Here is a 21,898-nt window from a genome sequence, read left to right on the forward strand (position 1 = left end):
GCACTCATGAGAACGCGTCTGCGCCGCGGCGACCCCGACGTCCTGGGCGAGCTCTACGACGAGCACGCCCAGGTGCTGTACCGCTACGCCCTGCGCGTGACGGGCGACTGGGCGGAGGCCGAGGACGTCGTCTCGACGACCTTCCTGGAGGCGTGGCGGGGCCGGGAGCGGCTGCACCCCGACGGCGACGGCCTGCGCCCGTGGCTGCTGGGGATCGCGACCAACGTCATGCGCCGCAACGCCCGCGCCCGGCGGCGCCGCGACCTCGCGCTCGCCCGGATCCCGGAGCGCGGCGCCGTCCCGGACTTCTCCGACGACCTGGTCGCGCACCTCGCGGACGTCGAGGAGCTGCGGGCCGCGCGCCGGGCGCTCGCCCGGCTCCGGCGGCGCGACCGGGAGGTCTTCACGCTGGTGGTGTGGGCCGGACTGGACTACGCGAGCGCGGCCGAGGCGCTCGGCACGCCGGTCGGGACCGTCCGCTCGCGGCTGTCCCGGGCGCGGGCCCGGCTGCGCGAACTCACCGAGGCCGAGGCCAGGGCGGAGGCGAAAGTGAAGGCGAAGGCCGAAGCCAGGGCCCGTGCCGCCGCCCCCGCCCTGCCCGTACCGGGCCGCCTCCCCGCGCTCCGGCCGTCGACCCAGGAGAGCCACGGATGAACGCCACCCCACGGCGCGCCGCGCAGCGCCCGGCGTCCGAGGAGTCGGAGCGCCGCGAACTCGCCGGGCTGCTGCCCCCGCCGGCGGTGCCCGGCCTGGACGCGGACCGCCGACTGCTGTTGAGGGAAGCGCTGTTGCGCCAGGCCGCCGAGCCGCAGGGCCGCCCCGCTCCGCGAGCCTCGCTCCGGCGTCGGGCCGGGCGCCCGGTCCGGCGTTCGGCCAGGCGTTCGGCCCGGTTCCGGATCGCGGTGCCGGCGCTCGCCTGCGCCCTGGCGGTGGTCGGCGTCGTGGCGTCGGACCTCGGGGGCGCGGGGACGCCCGGGCGCGACCACGCGGCGGTGGCGGGAGGCGGTGCGACCGGCGGCTCCGAAGCCGTACGGCTGCTCGCCCGCATCGCCCTCGCCGCCGCCGGATCGGAGCAACCGGCGGTCCGCGCCGACCAGTTCGTCTACATCGAGAGCAGGGTCGCCTACGCGGCGCAGAGCGCGGGCGGCGGCCCCGTGACGATGGCGCCCGCGCACACCCGGCAGGTGTGGCTGTCCGCCGACGGCAGTCGCCCCGGCCTGCTGCGCGAGGAGGGCGGGCCGGACAGCCGGCTCGGCGAGGACGGGCCGGTCCTCCACCTCGACCAGCCGGGGGCGACGGCCCGGCCCGAGGCGTTCGGCGGGGGAGGCGGCCCGTCGGTCGGCGAACCGACCCATGCCTTCGTCGCCGCGCTGCCCACCGACCCGGACGCCCTGCTGCGGCTGATCAGGGAGCAGACCCGGGGCCAGGGCCAGGACCCGGACCAGCGGGCGTTCACGGCGATCGGCGACCTGCTGGCCGAGACCTGGGCACCGCCGCAGGTCGGCGCCGCGCTCTACCGGGCGGCCGAGCGGATCCCCGGGGTCACGGTGGTCGCCTCGGCCGTCGACGCCGCCGGGCGCGAGGGCGTCGCCGTGGCCCGTACGGCGTACGGGCGGCAGACGCAGTGGGTCTTCGACCGGAGCACGTACGCGTTCCTCGGCGAGCGCACGGTCCTCGCCGAGGACGGCGACGCGGGCCCGGCCGGGACGGTGGTCGGCACCTCCGCGGTCCTCGCCCGGGCCGCCGCCGACCGCGTCGGCGAACTCCCGCCGCCAGTCCGGTAGTCCGGTGCCGGCCCACCCCCGCCGGGTTCCTCCACGAGGGCCCCGGTGCGGTGGGCGCGGCCCGGCCGAGGGCCGCTCGCGGGTGAGGCGGCCGAGGGCGGCGGTCAGAACGTCACGACGATCTTCCCGGCCAGGCCGCCCTCGCGGAACCGCTCGTGCGCGGCCCGGATCTCCTGGAGCCCGTACGTGGCGTGCACCCGCGGCCGCAGGGCGCCGGCGTCGACGAGCCGGGCCAACTCGGCCAGCCCGGCGCCGTCCTCGCGCACCTGGTGGACGGTGGTGCGCACGCCCCGGGCGGAGAGGTCCGGGACGGGGCCGGCCTGGGTGGCGATCGAGGCGTAGCGGCCGCCGTCCGCGACCGCGTCGGTGACGAAGGCCCCGAAGGTGTCGAAGACCGCGTCGTAGCCGTCGCCCCGGAAGGCGGCGGGGTCGGTGGAGACGAGCCCCGCGCCGTGCTCGCGGGCGAAGCCGGCCTGTGCGTCGCGGGAGACCAGGGCGTCGACCTCGACGCCCCGCGCCCGGGCTATCTGCAGGGCGAGCCCGCCGACCGCGCCGGCGGCACCGGCGATCAGCAGCCGCTCCCCGGCGGACACCGCCAGCCAGTCCAGCGTCTGCAGGGCCGTCAGCCCGGGCAGCGGCAGCGTGGCGGCCTCGACCAGGCTGACCGCCCGCGGCGCGACGGCCACCGCCTCCGCCGGGAGGGCGACCAGGTCGGCCCAGGTGCCGCGGGTGGTGCCGAGTTGGTGGGACATGGCGATGACCCGTTCCCCCGCCTCCAGCGGGCTGTCGCCGCCGTCGACCACGACGCCGGCCAGGTCCCAGCCGAGCGTCGTCGGCAGCGGGGGAGCGCCCTCGCCGATGGCCCCCTCCCGGGTCTTGTCGTCGACGGGGTTGATGCCGCTCGCGACGGTCCGGACCAGCACCTCCCCGGGGCCGGGCGCGGGCCGGGGGGTCTCGACGAGGTCGAGGACCTCGGGGGTGCCGAAACGGTCGATCTGGATGGCGCGCACGGAGGGCCCTTCACGAGGCGGGTGCTGACGCCTGGTGAAACCCCGCCGGTGGACGCCGGATTCCCCGCCTTCGCGGGCTGCCTCCCGCCGCCGGGCCCCGTTCCCCGCCGCCCCGGCTCCGTTGACTAAACCCTACCCCCCTAGGGTATGTTCTCGGTCGTCCTCACCGGGGTCGTCGACCGGCACATCCACCGTGCCCGTCCTGCGAGTTGGCGATCCTCGGCGATCGCCGCGAGGCACCGCCCCCGGCCGATACCCCTCACAGACAGGGAGTAAGAGATGGCAACCGACAGCACCGGGCCCGACCCCCGGAGGTGGCGCGCACTGGCGCTGATCGCCGCCGCGCAGTTCGTGGTGATCATGGACACCTCGATCATCGGGGTGGCCCTGCCCAGGATGAAGGACGCCCTCGGCTTCGGTCAGGAGGACCTGTCCTGGGTGTTCAACGCGTACGTGGTCGCCTTCGGCGGCCTGCTCCTGCTCGGCGGACGGCTCTCCGACCTGCTCGGCGCCCGCCGCCTGTTCAGCGCCGGCTGGGCGGTCCTCGGCGCGGGCTCACTGCTCGCCGGCCTCGCCGGGAACGTGCCCACCGAGCTGGCCGGCCGCGGCGTCCAGGGCCTCGGCGCCGCCCTCATCGCCCCCTCGGCGCTCACCCTGCTGATGACGCTCTTCGGCGGGAACCCGAAGGAACTGACCAAGGCCTTCGCCCTGTACGGCGCGGCGGCCCCGGCCGGCGGCACCGCGGGCGTCTTCCTCGGCGGCCTGATCACCCAGTACGTCAGCTGGCCCTGGGTGTTCTACATCAACATCCCGGTGGCCGCGGTCGCGCTGCTCGCCACTCCCGCGCTGATGCCCTCCGCGCCCCGGCGCCGCGGCGGCATCGACCTCGTCGGCGCGCTCACCGTCACCGCCGGACTGGCCGCCGCCGTGTACGCCGTCGTCCGCGCCCCGGAGGCGGGTTGGGCCTCCGCGTCGACCCTGCTGACCCTGGCCGGCGCGGCCGTGCTGCTGGCCGCCTTCCTGGTCGTCCAGGGCAGGCGCCGCGAGCCGCTGATGCGGCTGGGCATCTTCCGGGTGCCGAACCTCGGCGCCGCCAACCTCGCCCAGTTCCTGCTGGCCGCGGCCTGGGTGCCGATGTGGTTCTTCCTGAACCTCTACCTCCAGCAGGTCCTCCACCTCGGCGCCTTCGCCAGCGGCGCGGCCCTGCTGCCGATGACCGTCGCCATCATGGGCATCATGATCACCCTGGCGCCCCGGCTGATCGCCCGCTTCGGCCCCAAGGCGCTGGTCGTCACCGGCATGCTCGCCCTCGGCGCCGGCCTGGCCGGGCTCTCGCAGGCCCGCCCGGACGGCAACTTCTGGACCGACGTGCTGCCCGCCTCCCTGCTCGCCGCGACCGGCATGGCGCTCGCCTTCATCCCCTCCCTCGGCACCGCGATCTCCAGCGCGCCCCCGGAGGACGGCGGCCTCGCCTCCGGCATCGTCAACACCGGCTACCAGGTGGGCTCGGCGCTCGGCCTGGCCGCGATGACCGCACTGGCCGGCGCCCGGACCCCGGACGCCACCGTCCAGGGCCTGACCTCGGGCTTCTCCGCGGCCTTCCTCGGCGCCGCGGCGATCGCGGTGGCCGGAGGCCTGCTCGCGGCGGCCACCCTGCGCACCCCGCGCCCCGGGCGCGCGGACGCCGCCGGGACGAAGTCCGCGACGGCCGCGTGAGGCCGCCCACCACCCCGCCCGCCCCGCCGGGGGCCGCGTCCACCGACGCGGCCCCCGACGGCCGTACCCCCACGCGAAGGAGCCCTCGATGACACGCCACCCGGCCCCCGCCACACGCCCGCCCGCCCTGCTGCGCGCCGTACGCCACCCCGTCACCCGCTGCCTGATCGCCTGCCTGGCCGGCGCCGTCGCGGCGGCCGTCACCGCCGACCCGGCCCGTGGCACCCCCGCCCCCGCCCCCTGCCGCCCGGGCCGCTGACCTCGGACGCCCTGCCTCACGTACGATCCTCAGCCGTGGACTTCACCTACGAAGCACTCGCCGGGCTCGCGCGGGCCGGAGACGCCGCCGCACTGCGGCAGGCCCTGCCCGTAGCCCTGCCCTGGTGCACCGTCCTGCCCGACGAGGACCTCGACACCCTGATCACCGAACTGTTCGACACGGCGCGCGGCGTGGTGGCCCTGGACGACCTCGCCCCGGTGGAGCTCCTGCTCACCCAGTGGCAGCACAGCGCCGAGGTGTACGCGGACCCGGCCCTGCTCGCCGTCCTCACCCGCGAGCCCGAGGTCGACCTCGGGCCCGTCCCGCCGCCCGGGGCGGACCGACGAGCCTCGGACTGACCTGCGCGCGGCTCAACGGGCCTCCTGCGGACCGCCGTTCGCCTCCGCCACCGCTGCCGCGCGCAGCGCCGCCGCCAGGCGGCGGACCGGGTCGGTGGGCGGCTGCGGGAGGCGGGCCAGCAGCAGCCGCCGCACCTCCTGCGGGCCGCCGCGTACCGGCAGGACGCGTACGCCGGGCGGTGCGGCGGCGGCCATGGCGGGGGAGACGGTGGTCAGCCCGCCGCCGGCCGCCACCAGGTGCAGCTTGGCGAGCCAGTCGCGGGCGGTGTGGGCGATCTCGGGCCGTTCGTCCAGCCCCGGCCACACCCCCATCAGCCGGTCGGCCCCGGCGGACGGCCCGGCGATCCACCGTTGCCCGCGCAGGTCGGCCACGTCGACGTACTCCCCGCGGGCCAGCGGGTGCGCGGCGGGCACGGCCAGGCACAGGGCGCGCTCGGTGAGGGTCTGCAGCACCAGGGGCGGCGACTCGGTGTCCGGGGCGCGGAACGGCGGGGCCGAGGAGAGCAGGGCGAGGTCGATGCCGCCCGCCCGCAGCGCCCGCGCCAGCGTCGCCGTGCCGCCCTCGCGGCTGGTCACCCGCACCCCCGGGTCGCTGCGCCGCAGCGCGGCGAGGGCCTGCGGGACGAGCGTGGTGCCGGTGGTCGGCACCCAGCCGAGCCGGACCGTCCCGCCCTCCTCGGGCCGGCCGGACAGTTCGCGGGCCGCCGCGTCGATCTCCTCCAGCACGACGGTCGCGTGCCGCATCACCACCCGCCCGGCGGCCGTCAGCCGGACGCCCTCGCGGCGCCGTTCCAGCAGCTCCGCGCCCGCGGCCCGTTCGATCGAGGCGATCTGCCGGGACACCGCCGACTGGGTGTACCCCAGCGCCTGCGCGGCCGCCGTGAAGGTGCCCTGCTCGGCCACGGCCCGGAACACCCGCAGCGCGGTCAGCGAGACGTCCGTGAAGTCCATGACGTCTACGCATAGCAGAGGTGCGAGAGTTTCGTTGGACTCATGGAGGCGCCGGTTCCTACCGTGGTCGGTATGAGCGATCCCCGCACCGCCCTCGTCACGGGGGCCAACCAGGGCCTCGGCCGGGCCCTCGCCGAGGGGCTGGCGGCCCGCCTGCGGCCGGCCGACCTGGTCCTGCTCACCGGCCGCAGCGAGCAGCGCGTCACCGAGGCCGCCCACCAGGTCGCCCGGTCGGCCGGCACCCGTGGCCGCGTCGAAGGACGGGTCCTGGACGTCACCGATACCGAGGCCCTCGCCCGCCTCGCCGACGAACTCCGGCAGCGGCACGGCGGCGTCGACATCGTCCTGTCCAACGCCGTCGCCCGGCTGCTCCCCGGCGAGTCGCAGTCCGAGCGCGCCGACGAGTTCATCGACGTCTCCAACACCGCCACCCACGCCGTGCTGCGCGACTTCGCCCCGGTGCTGCGCCCCGGCGGCCGACTGCTCGTGGTGGCCAGCAGCCTGGGCACCCTCGGCCACCTGGACCCCCGGCTGCGGCACCTGTTCGACGGCGCGACCCTCGACCAGGTGGAGTACGCCGTCGAGTCCTGGCGCGCCGCGATCCACCACGGCACCGCCGAGGAGGCGGGCTGGCCGCGCTGGCTGAACGTGCCCTCGAAGGTGGCCCAGGTGGCCGCCGTCCGGGCGGTCGCCGCCGAGCGGCGCGAGCGCGACCTCGCCGCCGGCATCCTGATCGCCTCCGTCTGCCCGGGCATGGTCGACACCGCGACCTCGCGCCCCTGGTTCGGCGACTACCGCGAGGCGCGCCCGCCCGCGGTGGCGGCCGCGGACATCCTGGACCTGGTGTTCGCCGCGCCCGTCGACCCGGCCCTGTACGGCGAACTCGTCCGCGCGGGCCGCCCGCTCGACTGGTACGGCGGCACGCCGCCGACCGAGCAGGACCGCCTGCTCGTACCGTGAGGGCGTCGACAACACCCGTTGCCCGAAGAGGAGTTCACCGATGAACGCGATCAGCACGCCGTACGGCTTCGCGACCACCGCCGCCGAGGTCGCGCAGGGCGTCGACCTCACCGGCCGCCGCGCCGTGGTGACCGGCGCCGCCTCCGGCCTCGGCACGGAGACCGCCCGGGTGCTGGCCGGCACCGGCGCCGCCGTCACCCTGGCCGTCCGCGACGTGGCGGCCGGGCGGCGGGTCGCCGAGGAGATCACCGCGGCCACCGGCAACCGGGAGGTGCACGTCGGCCGGCTGGACCTCACCGACCTGGCCTCCGTCGCCGCGTTCGCGGAGGCCTGGCAGGGCCCGCTGCACATCCTGGTGAACAACGCCGGCGTGATGGCCTGCCCGGAGCGGTACACCGAGCAGGGCTGGGAGTGGCAGTTCGCCACCAACCACCTGGGGCACTTCGCCCTCGCCACCGGCCTGCACCGCGCGCTTGCCGCCGACGGCGCCGCCCGGATCGTCTCGGTCAGCTCCAGCGCCCACCAGCGGTCGCCGATCGTCTGGGACGACGTCCACTTCGCCTTCCGCCCGTACGACCCGTGGCTCGCCTACGCCCAGTCCAAGACCGCCAACGTCCTGTTCGCGGTCGAGGCGAGCCGCCGCTGGGCCGGCGACGGCATCACCGCCAACGCCCTGATGCCCGGCGCGATCCTCACCAACCTCCAGCGCCACACCGACGGCCGGGGCAGCGGGACCATCCCGCCCGAGCTGATGAAGACGGTCGCCCAGGGAGCGGCGACCTCCGTCCTGCTCGCCGTCTCGCCCCTGCTGGACGGCGTCGGCGGCCGCTACTTCGCCGACTGCGACGAGGCCGAGGTGCTCGACCGCCGAGGCGTCCCGCTGCAAGGCGTCGCGCGCTACGCACTGGACGGCGAGAACGCCCGGAGGCTCCGGGACCTGTCGGAGGAGTCGGTGAAGTCCTCCGGCTGACCGCCGCTCGGACAGCTTTCGAGAGCCGACATGGGACGATCGGCCGGTGACTCGCATCGTGGACCGTGACCGCTCGCTCGAGGAACTTGAGCACGACCGCCGGCCGGCCCCTTCGGGCGGCGAGACCCGGCTCGTGGCGACCGCGCGCGAGCTTCGGCGCCGGCCCATCGGCGGCCTGACCGTCGAAGACCTGCGGCTGCTGATCAGGCAGGACGTCGGCCTTGCCCACCTCCTGCCGCTGGCGGTGGAGGTCCTGCGGGCCGACCCGCTGGCGGCAGGCGACATGTACGAGGGCGATCTGCTGGCCGCCGTGCTCACCAGGGGCGAGGCGGTCTGGCGGGAGCGCCCCGAACTCAGGTGGGAGGTGCGCTCGATCGTCTCGGAGCTGGCCGAGGTGCCGCAGCCTCTGAAACGCGACGTCGAGGGGTTCCTGTCCTGGTAGGACCTGCTCCGCTGTGAGCCGATCATGCCCGCGAAGGTATGGCGCGATAACGGGATTGGTCTTGGAAAAGGCCGGCTCGCGGGTCATAGCGTCGAGGGAGTTCGCGCACGAGTTCACAGCGAAGGGGGACCCAGCATGGGCACCAACGGAAGCAGCAGGTACCTGACGGCCAGGAGGTTCGTCGCCGCCGCGCTGGCCATGGCCGCGATCGGATTCGCCGCGGTGGGTACCGCGGACGCCGACAGTCCGCGAAAGGGCCGCGCCGAGCTGCTCGAGCTCAAGGTCCAGAACGACCAGTACGAGGTGCTGGACCTTGGCGCGGCCGGGCCGAGCCTGGGCGACATGGACGTCTACTCCGGCGCCACCGTTCAGGGCGGCCGCAGCGTCGGACGCGGGGGCGGATCGTGCCAGGTCGTCCAGCTCCACGGTGGGGAGGTGACGAAGCAGTGCCTCATCACCATGGAGGTCGAGGGCGGTTCCCTGGCGATGCAGTCGCTCTGGACGAAGGGATCGAGTGCCCCGCTCGACATGGCCGTCACCGGCGGTACGGGCGCCTACGCCGGCGCGCACGGAATCGTCCGCTTCTGGGACATCGGCACGCCGGACGAGCGGGCGCGGGCCGAGATCCAGCGCTGATCGGGCCAGGGCTCCGGCCCGTCAAAGGGCAGGTGGTGTGAGGCGGGAAGGCTTGCGCGAGAAGTCGGCCTGGCCGACTTCTCGCGCAACTGCTTTCAGGTGTTGGTGGCTGCGGACAGGTGTGAGGCCCCCGACCCGCACGAGGTCCTGAACCGGTGTTCCGCTCCTCCTCACCTCACCGGGCCGCGGGACAAGCCCGATCAGGGCTGTGCGGCGGAGCCGCTCAGCCCTGGTGAGGGATGCCCAGTGCTCGGACGAGCTGGGCCAGTTCCTCGCGGAAGAGCTTGTCCGGGCTGGCCATCTGAGTGTGGAGGTGGCCGTAGATCTCCAGTGACACCAGGCCGTGCAGGTGTCCCCAGATGCGCAGGGCGAGTGCGACGGCGGCGGGGGGCAGCTCCGGGAAGGCCTCGCGCACCTTGTCGCGGAGCCCGGGGTCGAAGTCGGGCCACTCGAACGTGCTGTCTCGGTAGAGGTGTTCGGTGTGGGGCCAGGCAGCTGCCGCGAGTGCGGCGAGTCCTGTGCACACCCGGCGCGCGGCGTCCGGGGCGGCGCCGCCCTCGGGGGCGTGGTAGCCGGGGACCGGGTCACCGTAGACGAGGCGGAAGCCCTCGGGGTTGGCGACGGCCCAGTTCCGGAAGGCGGTGGCCCATGCCTGGATCCGGACCGCCGGGTCCTTGGCGGGGGCGGCCTCCCAGGCCGCGTCCACGGCGTCGGCCAGCGCGGTGTACACGTCGTTGATGAGCGTGGTGACCAGATCGTCGCGGGTGGCGAAGTAGCCGTAGATGGCGTTGGCGGTCATGCCCATCTCTCGGGCGATGGCCCGCAGCGTGATGGCGTCGGGGCCGCCTGAGGCCATCAGCGCCAATGCCACGCTCTTGATTTCGGCCGTCGTCTCGGCGCGCAGCCGCTCGCGTCGTCCTGTGGTCCCGGTAGCCGCCATGCGGACACTCTACAGTGTCACCAGATTGGTTGGCGTATCAAAACTTCACGCCGTATAGTTTTCGCCGTGGCGACCGACGGTCCGTCATGTCGCCGTATTCGCAGGCAGGTTGAGGGGAGAACCATGCACATCGGAGTCATCGGCGCCACTGGCGGCATCGGCAGCCGGGTCGTCACCGAGGCGCTTCAGCGCGGACACCTGGTCTCGGCCTTCGGTCGGGACACTTCACGGATCAAGGAGACCCGCGAGAACATCACCTGGGCCGACGTCGACGTCCTCGACGCGGCGAGCATCGCGGCCGTGCTGCCCGGCCTGGACGTGCTGATCAGCGGATTCCAGCCGGGCAACGCCGCCAAGGACTTCGCCGACACCGTCCGTCGCTCCATCGCCGACCCCACGGTCTACGCGACTGCCGCCCGCGCGCTGCTGACGGCACTGGAGAGCCACCCCAGGACGCGCCTGATCGTGATCGGCGGTGCCGGAAGCCTGGAGGTCGAACCGGGCGTGGTGCGCGCCGACCATGACGAGCTGATCCATGAGAGCCTCGACGCGCTCGGACTGCCCCGGGAGTACGCGGCCGCCGTGCGCGGCCACCGGGACGCCCTGACCGTCCTGCGAACTTCGAATCGGCTGTGGACCTACTTCAGCCCGGCCGAGGACATCGCTCCCGGCGAGCGTACCGGCCGTTTCCGGACCGGTGGCGACCAGTCCGTCCTGGACGCGGACGGACGCAGTCGCATCTCGGTGGAGGACGCCGCGGTCGCCCTGGTCGACGAGGCGGAGCTGCCGCGCTTCGTCCAGCGCCGCTTCACGGTCGGGTACTGAAAGGTCGTAGTCGAGATCCACCCGGGAACCTCTCTCCTCGCCGTGCTCCGGCAAGCCGCTCCACACCCGATCGGGTGAACAGCAGAGGTGCCGGGCGATCCCCCCGTGGGATCGCCCGGCACCTCTCGTACGGGCCCGCTCAGTGCTGGTGGCCGGCCGGGGCGGCGGCGCCTTCCGTCGTCACGGTGAAGGCCGCCGTGTGGACGGTGTCCTGGTGCTTGAAGTCCAGGAAGAGGCGGTAGCTGCCGGGGCTCGGGGCGGTGGTGGTGAAGCCGATCTCCGGGCCCGGGGTGCCGGTGTCCGGGTGGACGTGCAGGTAGGCGAGGTCGCCGGCGCGCAGGGCGACGAGGTGGCCGTACGCGCCGAGGTAGGGCTGGAGGTCGGTGACCGGCCGGCCGTCCTTGCTGACGCCGAGGGTGAGCGTGCCGCTGCGCCCGGGCGTGAGGTCGCCGCCGAGGGTGACGGTGTAGCCGTCGACGGTGACGGTCCGTCCGGTCTCCGGCAGCGGGGCGGGCCGCAGGTCGCCCGCGGCGTGCAGATCGGCGCCGAGGGTGAGTCTCTCGGTCGCCCCGGCCGGGGTGAAGTCCGCGAAGACCCGGTACTCCCCGGCGGCGGGGACGGCGGTCTGGGCGCTCCAGGTGCCGTCGGCGGCGAGGGTCGGGTGCAGGTGCTGGAAGGTCGACAGGTCGCGCGGGGCGACGATCAGGTGCAGGTCCTTCTCGTGCTGCTGCTGGTAGGCGGTGACGGGCTTGCCGTCCGTGCCGAGGATGCGGAAGCGCAGGTCGGTGGGGGAGCCGGCGGTCACGAACGGGTTCTCGACGCTGAGCGTGTAGCCGCGTTCGGAGACCTGCAGTCCGCCGGGCAGGTGCTCGGCGCCGCCGTCCGTCGTCTCCTCGCCGTGCCCGGCGTGCCCGCCGTGCGCGGTGGTGGCGGGCTTGGGGGAGGGGCCGTTGCCGGTGGCGTGGCCGACGCCGAGGGCGAGGCCGAAGGCGGCGGCGAGTCCGGCGGTGAAGGCGGTGATGCGCAGCGGGGTGTTCATGGCGGCGTTTCTCCTCGTGATGCGGGACGGCGGGACGGCGGGACGGCGGGGCGGCAGGACGGCAGGACAGAAGGGGGACGGGCCGGGCGCTCAGGCCCGCATGAGCCGGGCGATGGCCTGGGTGGCCTCGGCGACCTTGGCGTCCGCCTCGGCCCCGCCGCCCGCGATGGCGTCGTGGACGCAGTGGGCGAGGTGGGAGTCGAGCAGCTGCAGCGCCACGGACTGGAGGGCCTTGGTGGCGGCGGAGACCTGGGTGAGCGTGTCGATGCAGTAGGTGTCGGTGTCGACCATGCGCTGGAGGCCGCGGATCTGGCCCTCGACGCGGCGCAGGCGGCGCAGGAGCTGGTCCTTGTCGTTGTGGTAGCCGGCCATGGGGTCCTCCTCGGGTTCCGGCGGGGGCTCGGTGCGACGTGATGCGACTTGATGCGGTTCGACGCGCCTTGGTGCGTCTCGATGCGGCTCGACGCCGCTCGATGCCCACGAGTGAATACCCCATGGGGGTATCAAGTCAAGCAGTCGCCGCCCCCGGAAAAATACGGGCAGGGGGTATCCGTCAGGGCTTGCGGCCGATACCCCTCAGGGGTATAAATGAACCCGGCACCGCCCGATACCCCCCATGGGTACGAGGGCCCGGCCGCCGAACGTACCGCACGACGACGTCACGAGGAGCGACGATGACTACGCAGGCACCCGCCTCAGCGGAGGTGGAACTCTCGATCGGCGGCATGACGTGCGCCTCCTGCGCGGCCCGGATCGAGAAGAAGCTCAACCGGATGGACGGGGTCACGGCCAGCGTCAACTACGCCACGGAGAAGGCGAAGGTCTCCTTCGAGGGCGGGGTCGAGGTCGCCGACCTGATCGCCACCGTCGAGGCCACCGGCTACACCGCCGCGCTGCCCAAGCCCCCGGCCGCGGAAGGGGGTTCGGGCGCCGGGCAGGCCGAGCCGGCCGACGAACTGGCCCCGCTGCGCCAGCGGTTGTTCACCGCCGTGGCGCTCGCGGTGCCGGTGATCGCGATGGCGATGGTGCCGGCCCTCCAGTTCGACAACTGGCAGTGGCTGTCGCTGACCCTCGCCGCACCGGTCGTCACCTACGCCGCCTGGCCGTTCCACCGGGCCGCGTTCACCAACGCCCGGCACGGCGCCGCGACCATGGACACCCTGGTCTCGCTCGGCACCACCGCCGCGTTCCTCTGGTCGCTGTGGGCGCTGTTCTTCGGCGACGCCGGGATGCCGGGCATGCGGCACGGCTTCGAGTTCACCATCGCCCGCGGCGACGGCTCGTCCAACATCTACCTGGAGGCGGCGGCCGGGGTCACCGCCTTCATCCTGGCCGGCCGCTACTTCGAGGCGCGCTCCAAGCGCACCGCCGGGGCCGCGCTCAAGGCGCTGCTGGAACTGGGCGCCAAGGACGTGACGGTGCTGCGCGGCGGGGCCGAGGTGCGCATCCCGATCGCCGACCTCGCCGTGGGCGACCGCTTCGTGGTCCGGCCGGGCGAGAAGATCGCCACCGACGGCACGGTGGTCGAGGGCGCCTCGGCGGTGGACGCCTCGATGCTGACCGGCGAGTCCGTCCCGGTCGAGGTCGGGGTCGGCGACGCCGTCACCGGCGCCACCGTCAACGCGGGCGGCCGGCTGGTGGTCGAGGCCACCCGGGTCGGTGCCGACACCCAGCTGTCCCGGATGGCCCGGCTGGTCGAGGAGGCGCAGAACGGCAAGGCCGCCGCCCAGCGGCTGGCCGACCGGATCTCCGCGGTCTTCGTCCCGATCGTGATCACCCTCGCGGTGGCCACCCTCGGCTACTGGCTGGGCACCGGCGAAGGCTGGACCGCCGCCTTCACCGCGGCCGTCGCCGTGCTGATCATCGCCTGCCCGTGCGCCCTGGGCCTGGCCACCCCGACCGCCCTGCTGGTCGGCACCGGCCGCGGCGCCCAGCTGGGCGTCCTGATCAAGGGCCCGGAGGTCCTGGAGTCCACCCGCAAGGTCGACACCATCGTCCTGGACAAGACCGGCACCGTCACCACCGGCCAGATGACCCTGCTCGCCGTGCACACCGCCGAGGGCGTGGACCGGGCAGAGGTGCTGCGCCTGGCCGGCGCCTTGGAGCACGCCTCCGAGCACCCGATCGCCCGGGCGATCGCCACCGCCGCCGCCAAGGCCGGCGAACTGCCCGCCGTCGAGGGCTTCGAGAACGTCCCGGGCCTGGGCGTCCAGGGCGTGGTGGACGGCCACGCCGTGGTGGCCGGCCGGGAGGCCCTGCTGAACGAGTGGTCGCAGTACCTGCCCGAGGCGCTGGCCGAGGCCAAGCGCACCGCCGAGGCGGCCGGCCGCACCGCGATCGCGGTCGGCTGGGACGGCGAGGCCCGGGCCGTGCTGGAGGTCGCCGACGCGGTCAAGCCGACCAGCGCCGAGGCCATCGGCAGGCTGCGCGCCCTGGGCCTGACCCCGGTGCTGCTCACCGGCGACAACCGGCTGGTCGCCGAGGCCGTGGCGGCCGAGGTCGGCATCGGGCCGGAGCACGTGATCGCCGAGGTCATGCCGCAGGACAAGGTCGACACCGTCAAGCGGCTGCAGGCCGAGGGCAAGGTCGTCGCGATGGTCGGCGACGGCGTCAACGACGCGGCCGCGCTCGCCCAGGCCGACCTGGGCCTGGCGATGGGCACCGGCACCGACGCCGCCATCGAGGCCGGCGACCTCACCCTGGTCCGCGGCGACCTGCTGGCCGCGGCGGACGCCATCCGGCTCTCCCGCCGCACCCTGGCCACCATCAAGAGCAACCTGTTCTGGGCCTTCGGCTACAACGTCGCCGCCCTGCCGCTGGCCGCGGCGGGTCTGCTCAACCCGATGATCGCGGGGGCCGCGATGGCCTTCTCCTCGGTCTTCGTGGTCGGCAACAGCCTCCGGCTGCGCCGCTTCCGCTGAGCAGCTGGGCAGCTGAGCCGCGGAGCCACCGAGCCGCTCCGCGCCACCGAGCCGCTCCGCACCGCCGGGCCGAGGCCCCGGAACCCCACCAGGGTTCCGGGGCCTCGGTGCGCGCCGCCGCAGACCCTGGCCGACCAGCGCGGATCACCCGCGACTAGAGTCCGACCCATGGACGAAGACACCGCGCTCTGGCACCGGATCGCCGACCTCCTGCCCGCCGACGCCGCCCAGGGCGTCAAGGACTGCCGGGCGGTCGGCGAGCAGGAGAGCGGGCTCGGCCTGCTGGTCGAGGGCCTGCTCGCCCGCCAGATCCCGATCGGCGGTACGGACCGGGCGCAGATCTCCGTGCTCACCGAGGAGTGGGGGGAGCGCGAGCGGCTCGCCCCCGGCCTGCTGCGCTGCCCGGGCGACGGCGCGCCCGCCCCGGTACGGCTGCTGGACGGCGAGCGCGACGAGGCCGAGGTGGTCACGGGCTGGAGCGAACCGGAGCTGGCCGACCTGGTCCTCGTCCCGTGGATCGGCTGCACCCGCTGCGGCCGGACCCTGCTGCGCGCCCACACCTGGGAGCCCTGGGACGACTTCTCGTACCACGCCGAGCGCTATGTGATCAGCACGCCGGACGGCCGCCGGGCGGAACGGATCCTCCCGCGGGACGCCGCCGGGGCGGCCTTCGCCGAGCTCCTCCACGGCTGCCCGGAAGCCACGGCCTGACCCCCTCCGACGAACTGCTCCAGGGCTGCCCGGAAGCGCACTGACGCTAACCCTCCTCCGGCAGCTCCACCGCCTGCCAGCGGTACGCCGCGTCCTCCTGCCACACCTGCAACTCGCCCTCCACCACCGCCGCCAGGCACAGCCGCCAGTCGTCGCCGATGGCCAGCGCGACCCGGGTGGCCGGGCGCAGCGTCGGCCGCCACCAGCGCGGCCGGCGGGACGCGCCGCCGGCCGGCAGCCGCAGCCGTACGCCGCCCGCTCCGGCCAGTGCGACGGTCGGGCCGCCGCGGTGGCCCACCATGGCGAGGCCGAGCGAGGGCTCGCCGTCGCCGATCTCCGTTCCGGCCTCCGTTCCCGCCCCGGCTGCCCCCGCCCCCGCGCCCAGCGTGTGCAGCTGGACGGAGCCGTCCGCCCGCAGCACGGCGGCCTGCGGTCCGGCGGAGGTGCGGGCCAGCGCCCCGGCGCGCAGCGGGCCGGCCGGGCCCACCGGGACGGGCGGTCGGGCGGCGCCGGGCCGCCAGCTCAGCAGCCGTTCGCGGTGCTCGACCAGCAGCAGCCAGCTGCCTGGCCGCTCCTCCTCGGCGGCGAGCACCCGGTCGGCCGGGCAGCCGGGGTGCTCCTGGCCGGTGAGGGTGCGTCCGGGCGCCCAGCGGTACGAGCGCAGCGCGCCGCCGACGGCCGCCCACACCGTCATCTCCCCGGCCGAACCGACCGCGCCCGCCAGGCCGTTGACCCCGCGCGCGGCCTCCCACCAGCCCGCGGCCGTACCGACCCACAGGGTGCCGCCGCGGTCCTCGGCGCAGACCACCAGCTCGCCCGGGTGTCCGGCCCAGCCAGCCGTCAACTCCCGTACGGCGGAGAGGCCCTGGCCTGCCGGGAGGGCCCGGCCGGGGCTGCCGGGCCCGGTCAGCGCGGTGCCGTCGGCGCCGCCGGTGACCACCAGCGGGCGCCCGGCCGGGTCGGGCAGCACGGCCAGGCCCGCGGTACGGGCCACCGGCCGGTGGGCGCGCAGCAGTTCACGGCCCCGGGCGGCCCACGGGCCGAGCGGGGCGGGGCGGCGGTCGGGGTCGCGGGCCAGCGGCTCGCAGGCCCAGCGCGCCAACTCCTCGCCGTAGCCCGCCGCCAGCAGTTCGGCGCGGGCCTGTTCGGCGGCCAGCCGGTGGTCCAGGCGGCCGTGGTCGGGCAGCAGCAGGGTGCGGGCGAGGGTGCCGACCGCGAACAGGTCCTTGGCGGTGGTCGGGAAGCCGCCGACCTGCTCGGCCTCCGGCGGGACGTGCCCGGGGGTGAACACCGCGACGGTCAGGGCGTGGTCCAGCGGGGCGAGGAAGGTCAGGTCGATCAGCTTGACCTGCCCCTGGCCGTCCACCAGGACGTTGGCGGGGGAGATGTCGCGGTGCACCCAGCGCTTGCGGTGCAGCTCGTCGACGATCCGGCAGAGCCGGGCCAGCACCTCGGCCACCGCCGGCGGGCCGCCGCGCTGGCCGCGCGCCCAGGTGTGCAGCGGCACGCCCTCGACCCAGGGCGAGATCTGGTAGCCCAGCAGCGCGCCGCCGGGCGGGGTGCCGGGCCGGTGCGGGGAGGGGCCGAGCAGGAAGCTGGGCACGACCAGGTCGGTGACGCCCAGCCGGTGCGCGTTGTGCGAGACGTCGTCCCAGCGGCCGAGCCAGCGCCGCACCTCGCCCGGGTCGCGCTCCAGCATGATCTTCGCGGCGACCAGTTCCTTGCGCCCGTTGTGCCCGGTGCGGACCGCCCGCCATACCTCGGCCTCGCCGCCCCGGTGGTGGAACTCCAGGAGTTCGTACTGCTCGGGGTCGAACTCCGGCCCGAACCGGAGCCCGGGCACCCAACGCGACTCCGACACTCGACCCCCGACGGTTGACCGCTGTTGACGCGCCGGTTCAGGTACCGCCGGCGCGCTGCTGGCTGTGCTGCCGTTCCGCTCCCGACGAGCTGCTGCTGTGCTGCTGTCGTACGGCTGCCGCGCTGCCCAGGATAGTGCGCTTTCCTGTTCGGCTGTCCGATCGAGGGCCTATTCTGATGGCGCCCGAGCAACATCACGACACGACGTCAACTCATGATCTCCAGAAGCCAGTTGGTCATGGGGTGGATGGTGTCCGAACCCAGGGGGACGGTGCATGGCGCTGTTAGCGGTGCTGCTGGTCGTGGTGGCGCTGGCCGGTGCGGCGGCCGCCGTCGTGCTGGCCCGCCGCCGTCGGGCCCTGGACGCCGCGACGGTGGCGAGGGAACTGGCCGCCGCCGCCGCCCGGCTCGCCGCCGGCCGGGACGCCCAGGCCCGCCGCCGCTACGCCCGGCTGGCCCGCCGACTCGCCGACGCACCCGGGGAGTTGGGCCCGCAGCGCGGCCTCGCCCTGCTCGGCCAGGCCGAGGCCACCGTCCCCACCGGCGACCAGGAGGCCACCCTCGCCCTGCACCGCGAGGCCTACCCGCTGCTCGCCGACCCGGCCCGGCAACTGCCCCGGTGGAGCCTGCGCCAGCTCGCCGAGGAGCGGCTGCGGGCCCCCGACGGCGACCTCGGCCCGCTGTTCGCCCACCTCCAGGCCACCGCCGCCGGCCCCGAGCCCGGCGCGGAGGCCGAGACCGTCGCCCGCACCGTCGACTGGCTCCAGCACCGCTGCCGCGACGGCGCCCCCGAGCAGCGCGAGGACACCACCGCCCGCGCCCTCGCCGCCCTGCCCGGCCGGGACTGGCCGGTGCTCGCCCGGGCCGCCCTGCTGCGCGCCACCGACCGGGCCGCCGAGGCCGAGGTCCTGCTCGCCGCCGCGGCCCCCTCCGGCAGCGCCGAACTCTGGTTCCGCTGGGGCGCCCAGCTCTACACCCTGCACCGCGACGAACCCGCCGTCGCCGCCTTCGACGAGGCGCTGCGCCGCGGCCCCGGCGAACCCTCCCCGTGGGGGCGCGGCCCGGCCCTGCGCACCGACGGCCTGCTCTTCCGCGGGCTGGCCCGCCAGCGCCTCGGCGCCACCGAGGCGGCCTGGGCCGACCTCGCGGCCGCCGCCGGCGAGAGCCCGACCGACCCCCGCCCCCGCTACGCCCTCGGCCGGCTCGCCCTGCTGCTCGGCGCCGACGAGCGGGCCCGGGAGCAGTTCACCGCCGCCCTGACCGTCCGGCCCGGCTTCGCCCCGGCCCGGTTCGGCCTCGCCCTGGTGCACGAGCGCGCCGAACGCCCCGCCGAGGCCGCCGCCGACTACCGGGCCGGCCTCGGCGCGGCCCCCGACTGGCGCCCCGCCCGGGTCCGGCTCGGCGCCGCCCTGCTCGCCGCCGGGCGGGCCGAGGAGGCCGAGCCGCTCCTGCGCGCCGAGGCCGACAGCGAGGCCGCCGCCGGGGCCGAATCCGGTACCCGGGCCGGCACCGAACCGGGCACCCGCTGGACCGCCGTCGCCGCCTTCCACCACGGCCTCGCCCTCGCCCGAACCGGCGACCCGGCCGGCGCCCTCGCCCGCTGGGAGGCGCTGGACGACGAGGACCTGCGCCCCCGCCGGGCCCTGGCCCGCGACCGGCTCGCCCGCACCCGGCTGGACGCCGACCCGACGGCCGCCCGCGAACTCTGGCAGCGGGCCACCGCCGAGCACCCGGAGGCCCCCGGCTACCGCGCCGCGCTGCGCGAAGCCGCCCTGCGCGAGGCCGCCCACCTGCTGGTCACCGGCCGCGACCACGCCGAACCGCGCCGCCGCGCCGCCGCCGCGCTCGCCCTCGCCGACACCCTGCCCGGCGCCCTCACCCACCGCCAGGCCCGGCTGCGCGCCGCCCTCGCCCTGGCCGAGGGCACCCCGGAGCCGGTCGCCGCCCTGCTCGACGCCGGCCACGGCCCGCGCGACCGCTACCACCTGGCCGCCGTCGCCCTGCTGGCCGGCCGCCCGGCCCGGACGATCGCCCTGCTCGGCCCGCCCGACCCGGCCGGCGACCCGGCGACCGCCCGGCTGCGCGCCCTGCTCGCCGAACGGGCCGGCAACTGGGCCGCCGCCCTGGACTGGTACCGGCACTTCCTCACCTCCGGCACGGCCGTGGCGGAGCCGGCCGGCGACTGCGCGCTCTGCGACCGCCCCGCCACCGGTACCTGCGGCGGCTGCGGCCGCGAGGCCTGCCCCGACCACCAGCACGCCCCCGAGGCCGCCGCCCCGCCCCGCTGTGTTCGCTGCTCCGCCCCCGCGCTGCGCGCCGTCCTCGACTGCGCCCGCCGGGCCGGCACCCCCGAGCAGGCCGAACCGGTGCTCGCCCGCTGGGCCGTGGCGCTCGGCGACGGCGCCGCGGCCGTGCCCGTCCGGACCGACCTCGCCCTGCTGCGCGCCGAACTCGGCCGCCTGGACGAGGCCCTGGCCGGGGTGCCCGCCGAGGCCGGGGCGGCCCGCGCGGCCGTCCTGGTCCGCCGGGCCGGCGCCGCCCTCGCCGCCGGTCGGCTCGGCCAGGCCGCCGTCGACCTGCGCCAGGCGCTCCAGCCCGTCCCCGGCGACGGGGTGCCGGGGCGCGAGGTGCCGGGCCGTGAGCGGGTGGCCGGCGCGCTCGCCCTGCTCGCCGAGCACGAGGCGCACCAGGCCGTCCTCGACGGCCGCCACCGCGAAGCCTGGGAGGCCTACCGCGAGCTGCTGCTCAGGGACCCGGCCCACCCCCGGGTGCTGCACGCGCTCGGCCTGGCCGGCTACCGGCTCGCGGCCGGTGCCTCCGATGCCGCCGAAACCGCCGACGGTCCCGACAGCCCAGGCGAGGAGGTCTGGGCCTGGACGATCGGCAGCCTCGTCGCCGCCCTGCACCAGCCCGAGCTGTGGGCCGAGTCCGCCCGGACCACCGGCCGCACCGCCGAGCCCCAGCGGCTGGCCGCCGCCCGCGCCGGACTGCTCGACCGCCTCCGCGACGACCTGCGCGCCCTGGACCGGGCCGCCGGGCGCAGCGGGGACGAGGTCACCGCCTGGACGCTGCGCCTCGGCCTGGAGACCCACTGCGCGGACGCGCTCGCCCAGGAGGACGTCCGGATCACCCTGCCAGGCCGCCCGGCCCGCCGCCTCGCGCTCGGCCCGACCCTCGACCGGCTGCTGCGCGCCGAGCCCGGAGCGGACGGCTGGGCCGAGGCCTTCGAGCAGGCCGTCCGGCCCTGGCGGCAGCGCCCGGCCGGCCCCGACGCGCCCGCTCCCACCCGGGCGCTCGGCCTGTTCGGCGAACTCGGCCCGCAGCGCTACCTGCAGCTCCAGGGCCGGCAGGCCGCCGCCGTCGCCGCCCTGGACGCGGTGCCCGAGCAGCGGCGCGGCGAGGACTGGCAGGAACTGCTCGGCGAGTCCCTGGTCAGCCAGGCCCGCGAGCACCACCGCAACCAGGACTGGCGCGAGGCCCTGGACAGCCTCTCCCGCGCCCGGGCCGTCCCCGGCGCCCGGCTGCCCGCCGACGCCGCCGCGATCGCCGCCGAGTCCGGGGTCCGGGCCGCCCGCGCGCTGCTCAAGAACAGCCTGGACGACCAGGCCGGAGCCGCCGAACTCCTGGAGAAGGCCCTGGCGTTGGCCCCCGACGACCCCGAGGTGCGGGGCGACCTCGGCGCCACCTACGCGCAGTGGGCACGCAAGATCAACAACGAGGACAAGGACTACTCCCGCGCCCTCGGGCTGCTGGAGAAGAGCCTGGAGCTGGTCCCCGGCGACCCGACCGCCCGGCACTTCCTGGAGGCCGCCCTCGGCAACCGGGCCGGCCAGCTCAGCCACCCCGACGCCACCGACGCGGAACTGGAGGAGGCCGCCGGCGCCTGGCGGGCGCTCGTCGAACTCAACCCCGACCCCGACCACCGGATCGGCCTGATCTTCGTCCTGCGCCAGCTCGCCCGCTCGGCCGCCTTCGCCGACGACCACCGCCGCGCCGTCGCCTGGATGGCCGAGGCGCTGCGCGCCGACCCGGAGTGGGAGGGCGGGGTCGAGCACGAGGCCCCGCGCCGGGTCTCGGTGCTGATCGCCAACCACGTGGTGGACGCGATGCAGGACAAGCCGTTCGCGGACCAGGCCGCGATGCTCGAGAGGGCCAGGTCCTACGACGACTCGACCGACATCCGCCGCCTGATGGTCAGCCTCTGGCGCGGCAAGGCCATCAGCCACTACGAGGCCCGCCGCTACCGGGCGGCGATCAAGCTGCTGGAGGAGGCGCTCGAACTGTCCGGCACCCAGGAGGACACCGACAAGCTGTGCCGCGAACTCGGCATCGTCTACGGCTCGTTCGCCGTCCAGCAGGCCAACGCCCGGAAACTGCGCGAGGCCAAGGAGCTGGCCCGCACGGCCGTCGAGTACAGCCCGGACGACCCTGAGCTGCACGCCATGCAGATGCGGATCAGGTCGCTCTACTGACGGCAACCGCACGGCAGTCGGGAGCGTCCTGGACCGTACGCCG

General features: G+C 75.9%; 19 protein-coding genes. 13 read left to right on the forward strand and 6 right to left on the reverse strand.

Going from position 1 to position 21,898, the window contains the following annotated elements:
• Positions 1–6: 6 nt before the first annotated feature.
• The gene (locus ACFVU7_RS13410) at positions 7–654 is read left to right on the forward strand and encodes an RNA polymerase sigma factor (RefSeq protein ID WP_375877149.1); all 648 of its coding nucleotides are present in this window, start codon (positions 7–9) and stop codon (positions 652–654) included.
• Complete coding sequence (locus ACFVU7_RS13415; protein WP_388045089.1) at positions 651–1,784, forward strand: CU044_5270 family protein; 1,134 nt, start codon at positions 651–653, stop codon at positions 1,782–1,784. The genes ACFVU7_RS13410 and ACFVU7_RS13415 overlap by 4 nt, the downstream gene beginning before the upstream one ends.
• Before the next feature lie 104 nt (positions 1,785–1,888).
• Here ACFVU7_RS13415 and ACFVU7_RS13420 read toward each other — a convergent pair whose 3' ends face one another.
• Positions 1,889–2,794, reverse strand: a complete 906-nt coding sequence (locus ACFVU7_RS13420) for an NADP-dependent oxidoreductase (RefSeq protein ID WP_388045090.1) — start codon at positions 2,792–2,794, stop codon at positions 1,889–1,891.
• Between the two features lie 279 nt (positions 2,795–3,073).
• Here ACFVU7_RS13420 and ACFVU7_RS13425 point away from each other — a divergent pair, with 279 nt between their 5' ends.
• The 3 genes from ACFVU7_RS13425 (at position 3,074) to ACFVU7_RS13435 (ending at position 5,128) form a co-directional block, all read left to right on the forward strand.
• Positions 3,074–4,510, forward strand: coding sequence for an MFS transporter (locus ACFVU7_RS13425; protein ID WP_117487080.1), 1,437 nt, complete (start codon positions 3,074–3,076; stop codon positions 4,508–4,510).
• A gap of 88 nt (positions 4,511–4,598) precedes the next feature.
• Positions 4,599–4,769 carry a hypothetical protein gene (locus tag ACFVU7_RS13430; protein WP_388045091.1) on the forward strand — a complete coding sequence of 57 codons (171 nt, stop codon included), beginning with the start codon at positions 4,599–4,601 and terminating at the stop codon, positions 4,767–4,769.
• A 35-nt stretch (positions 4,770–4,804) separates the two neighbouring features.
• The gene (locus ACFVU7_RS13435; RefSeq protein WP_388045092.1) at positions 4,805–5,128 is read left to right on the forward strand and encodes a hypothetical protein; all 324 of its coding nucleotides are present in this window, start codon (positions 4,805–4,807) and stop codon (positions 5,126–5,128) included.
• Positions 5,129–5,140: 12 nt separating this feature from the next.
• Here the strand turns inward: ACFVU7_RS13435 and ACFVU7_RS13440 are convergent, their stop codons facing one another.
• Positions 5,141–6,079, reverse strand: a complete 939-nt coding sequence (locus tag ACFVU7_RS13440; RefSeq protein WP_388045093.1) for a LysR family transcriptional regulator — start codon at positions 6,077–6,079, stop codon at positions 5,141–5,143.
• A 72-nt stretch (positions 6,080–6,151) separates the two neighbouring features.
• Between ACFVU7_RS13440 and ACFVU7_RS13445 the strand changes: the two genes are divergently transcribed.
• The 4 genes from ACFVU7_RS13445 (at position 6,152) to ACFVU7_RS13460 (ending at position 9,087) form a co-directional block, all read left to right on the forward strand.
• A complete protein-coding gene (locus ACFVU7_RS13445; protein WP_388045094.1) occupies positions 6,152–7,039 on the forward strand; it encodes an SDR family NAD(P)-dependent oxidoreductase in 888 nt (295 codons plus the stop codon).
• Between the two features lie 40 nt (positions 7,040–7,079).
• Complete coding sequence (locus tag ACFVU7_RS13450; protein ID WP_388045095.1) at positions 7,080–8,009, forward strand: SDR family NAD(P)-dependent oxidoreductase; 930 nt, start codon at positions 7,080–7,082, stop codon at positions 8,007–8,009.
• Positions 8,010–8,055: 46 nt separating this feature from the next.
• Positions 8,056–8,451, forward strand: coding sequence for a contact-dependent growth inhibition system immunity protein (locus ACFVU7_RS13455; protein ID WP_380745555.1), 396 nt, complete (start codon positions 8,056–8,058; stop codon positions 8,449–8,451).
• Positions 8,452–8,586: 135 nt separating this feature from the next.
• Entirely contained in the window at positions 8,587–9,087 is a 501-nt protein-coding gene (locus ACFVU7_RS13460) for a hypothetical protein (protein ID WP_388045096.1), read from the forward strand.
• A gap of 223 nt (positions 9,088–9,310) precedes the next feature.
• Here the strand turns inward: ACFVU7_RS13460 and ACFVU7_RS13465 are convergent, their stop codons facing one another.
• On the reverse strand, positions 9,311–10,027 hold the full coding sequence (locus ACFVU7_RS13465) for a TetR/AcrR family transcriptional regulator (RefSeq protein WP_049651127.1): 717 nt from the start codon (positions 10,025–10,027) through the stop codon (positions 9,311–9,313).
• A gap of 123 nt (positions 10,028–10,150) precedes the next feature.
• On the opposite strand from ACFVU7_RS13465, the gene ACFVU7_RS13470 reads away from it, so the two are divergent.
• Positions 10,151–10,852, forward strand: coding sequence for an NAD(P)-dependent oxidoreductase (locus ACFVU7_RS13470; protein WP_375877139.1), 702 nt, complete (start codon positions 10,151–10,153; stop codon positions 10,850–10,852).
• A gap of 139 nt (positions 10,853–10,991) precedes the next feature.
• Here ACFVU7_RS13470 and ACFVU7_RS13475 read toward each other — a convergent pair whose 3' ends face one another.
• Both ACFVU7_RS13475 and ACFVU7_RS13480 read right to left on the reverse strand, forming a co-directional pair.
• The gene (locus ACFVU7_RS13475) at positions 10,992–11,891 is read right to left on the reverse strand and encodes a hypothetical protein (protein ID WP_388045097.1); all 900 of its coding nucleotides are present in this window, start codon (positions 11,889–11,891) and stop codon (positions 10,992–10,994) included.
• 90 nt (positions 11,892–11,981) lie between these two features.
• Positions 11,982–12,263: a metal-sensitive transcriptional regulator gene (locus ACFVU7_RS13480; RefSeq protein WP_049651130.1), complete on the reverse strand. Its 282-nt coding sequence runs from the start codon at positions 12,261–12,263 to the stop codon at positions 11,982–11,984.
• 302 nt (positions 12,264–12,565) lie between these two features.
• On the opposite strand from ACFVU7_RS13480, the gene ACFVU7_RS13485 reads away from it, so the two are divergent.
• Together ACFVU7_RS13485 and ACFVU7_RS13490 are read left to right on the forward strand one after the other, a co-directional pair.
• Positions 12,566–14,812, forward strand: a complete 2,247-nt coding sequence (locus tag ACFVU7_RS13485) for a heavy metal translocating P-type ATPase (RefSeq protein WP_388045098.1) — start codon at positions 12,566–12,568, stop codon at positions 14,810–14,812.
• 168 nt (positions 14,813–14,980) lie between these two features.
• The gene (locus tag ACFVU7_RS13490) at positions 14,981–15,523 is read left to right on the forward strand and encodes a hypothetical protein (protein ID WP_388045099.1); all 543 of its coding nucleotides are present in this window, start codon (positions 14,981–14,983) and stop codon (positions 15,521–15,523) included.
• Positions 15,524–15,569: 46 nt separating this feature from the next.
• Here ACFVU7_RS13490 and ACFVU7_RS13495 read toward each other — a convergent pair whose 3' ends face one another.
• Positions 15,570–17,366, reverse strand: coding sequence for a hypothetical protein (locus ACFVU7_RS13495; RefSeq protein ID WP_380744667.1), 1,797 nt, complete (start codon positions 17,364–17,366; stop codon positions 15,570–15,572).
• A 292-nt stretch (positions 17,367–17,658) separates the two neighbouring features.
• On the opposite strand from ACFVU7_RS13495, the gene ACFVU7_RS13500 reads away from it, so the two are divergent.
• On the forward strand, positions 17,659–21,855 hold the full coding sequence (locus ACFVU7_RS13500) for a hypothetical protein (protein WP_388045100.1): 4,197 nt from the start codon (positions 17,659–17,661) through the stop codon (positions 21,853–21,855).
• Positions 21,856–21,898 lie beyond the last annotated feature (43 nt).

This window comes from Kitasatospora sp. NPDC058046 (assembly GCF_042885595.1).
Taxonomy (GTDB): Bacteria; Actinomycetota; Actinomycetes; order Streptomycetales; family Streptomycetaceae; genus Kitasatospora.

What these genes read in the sequence shown, in the direction of transcription:
- ACFVU7_RS13470 (WP_375877139.1), top strand. Translation starts at nt 10,151, where the DNA reads ATGCACATCGGAGTCATCGGCGCCACTGGCGGCATCGGCAGCCGGGTC.
- ACFVU7_RS13410 (WP_375877149.1), top strand. Translation starts at nt 7, where the DNA reads ATGAGAACGCGTCTGCGCCGCGGCGACCCCGACGTCCTGGGCGAGCTC.
- ACFVU7_RS13415 (WP_388045089.1), top strand. Translation starts at nt 651, where the DNA reads ATGAACGCCACCCCACGGCGCGCCGCGCAGCGCCCGGCGTCCGAGGAG.
- ACFVU7_RS13430 (WP_388045091.1), top strand. Translation starts at nt 4,599, where the DNA reads ATGACACGCCACCCGGCCCCCGCCACACGCCCGCCCGCCCTGCTGCGC.
- ACFVU7_RS13450 (WP_388045095.1), top strand. Translation starts at nt 7,080, where the DNA reads ATGAACGCGATCAGCACGCCGTACGGCTTCGCGACCACCGCCGCCGAG.
- ACFVU7_RS13480 (WP_049651130.1), bottom strand. Translation starts at nt 12,263, where the DNA reads ATGGCCGGCTACCACAACGACAAGGACCAGCTCCTGCGCCGCCTGCGC.
- ACFVU7_RS13475 (WP_388045097.1), bottom strand. Translation starts at nt 11,891, where the DNA reads ATGAACACCCCGCTGCGCATCACCGCCTTCACCGCCGGACTCGCCGCC.
- ACFVU7_RS13465 (WP_049651127.1), bottom strand. Translation starts at nt 10,027, where the DNA reads ATGGCGGCTACCGGGACCACAGGACGACGCGAGCGGCTGCGCGCCGAG.
- ACFVU7_RS13460 (WP_388045096.1), top strand. Translation starts at nt 8,587, where the DNA reads ATGGGCACCAACGGAAGCAGCAGGTACCTGACGGCCAGGAGGTTCGTC.
- ACFVU7_RS13445 (WP_388045094.1), top strand. Translation starts at nt 6,152, where the DNA reads ATGAGCGATCCCCGCACCGCCCTCGTCACGGGGGCCAACCAGGGCCTC.
- ACFVU7_RS13500 (WP_388045100.1), top strand. Translation starts at nt 17,659, where the DNA reads ATGGCGCTGTTAGCGGTGCTGCTGGTCGTGGTGGCGCTGGCCGGTGCG.
- ACFVU7_RS13440 (WP_388045093.1), bottom strand. Translation starts at nt 6,079, where the DNA reads ATGGACTTCACGGACGTCTCGCTGACCGCGCTGCGGGTGTTCCGGGCC.
- ACFVU7_RS13425 (WP_117487080.1), top strand. Translation starts at nt 3,074, where the DNA reads ATGGCAACCGACAGCACCGGGCCCGACCCCCGGAGGTGGCGCGCACTG.
- ACFVU7_RS13485 (WP_388045098.1), top strand. Translation starts at nt 12,566, where the DNA reads ATGACTACGCAGGCACCCGCCTCAGCGGAGGTGGAACTCTCGATCGGC.
- ACFVU7_RS13490 (WP_388045099.1), top strand. Translation starts at nt 14,981, where the DNA reads ATGGACGAAGACACCGCGCTCTGGCACCGGATCGCCGACCTCCTGCCC.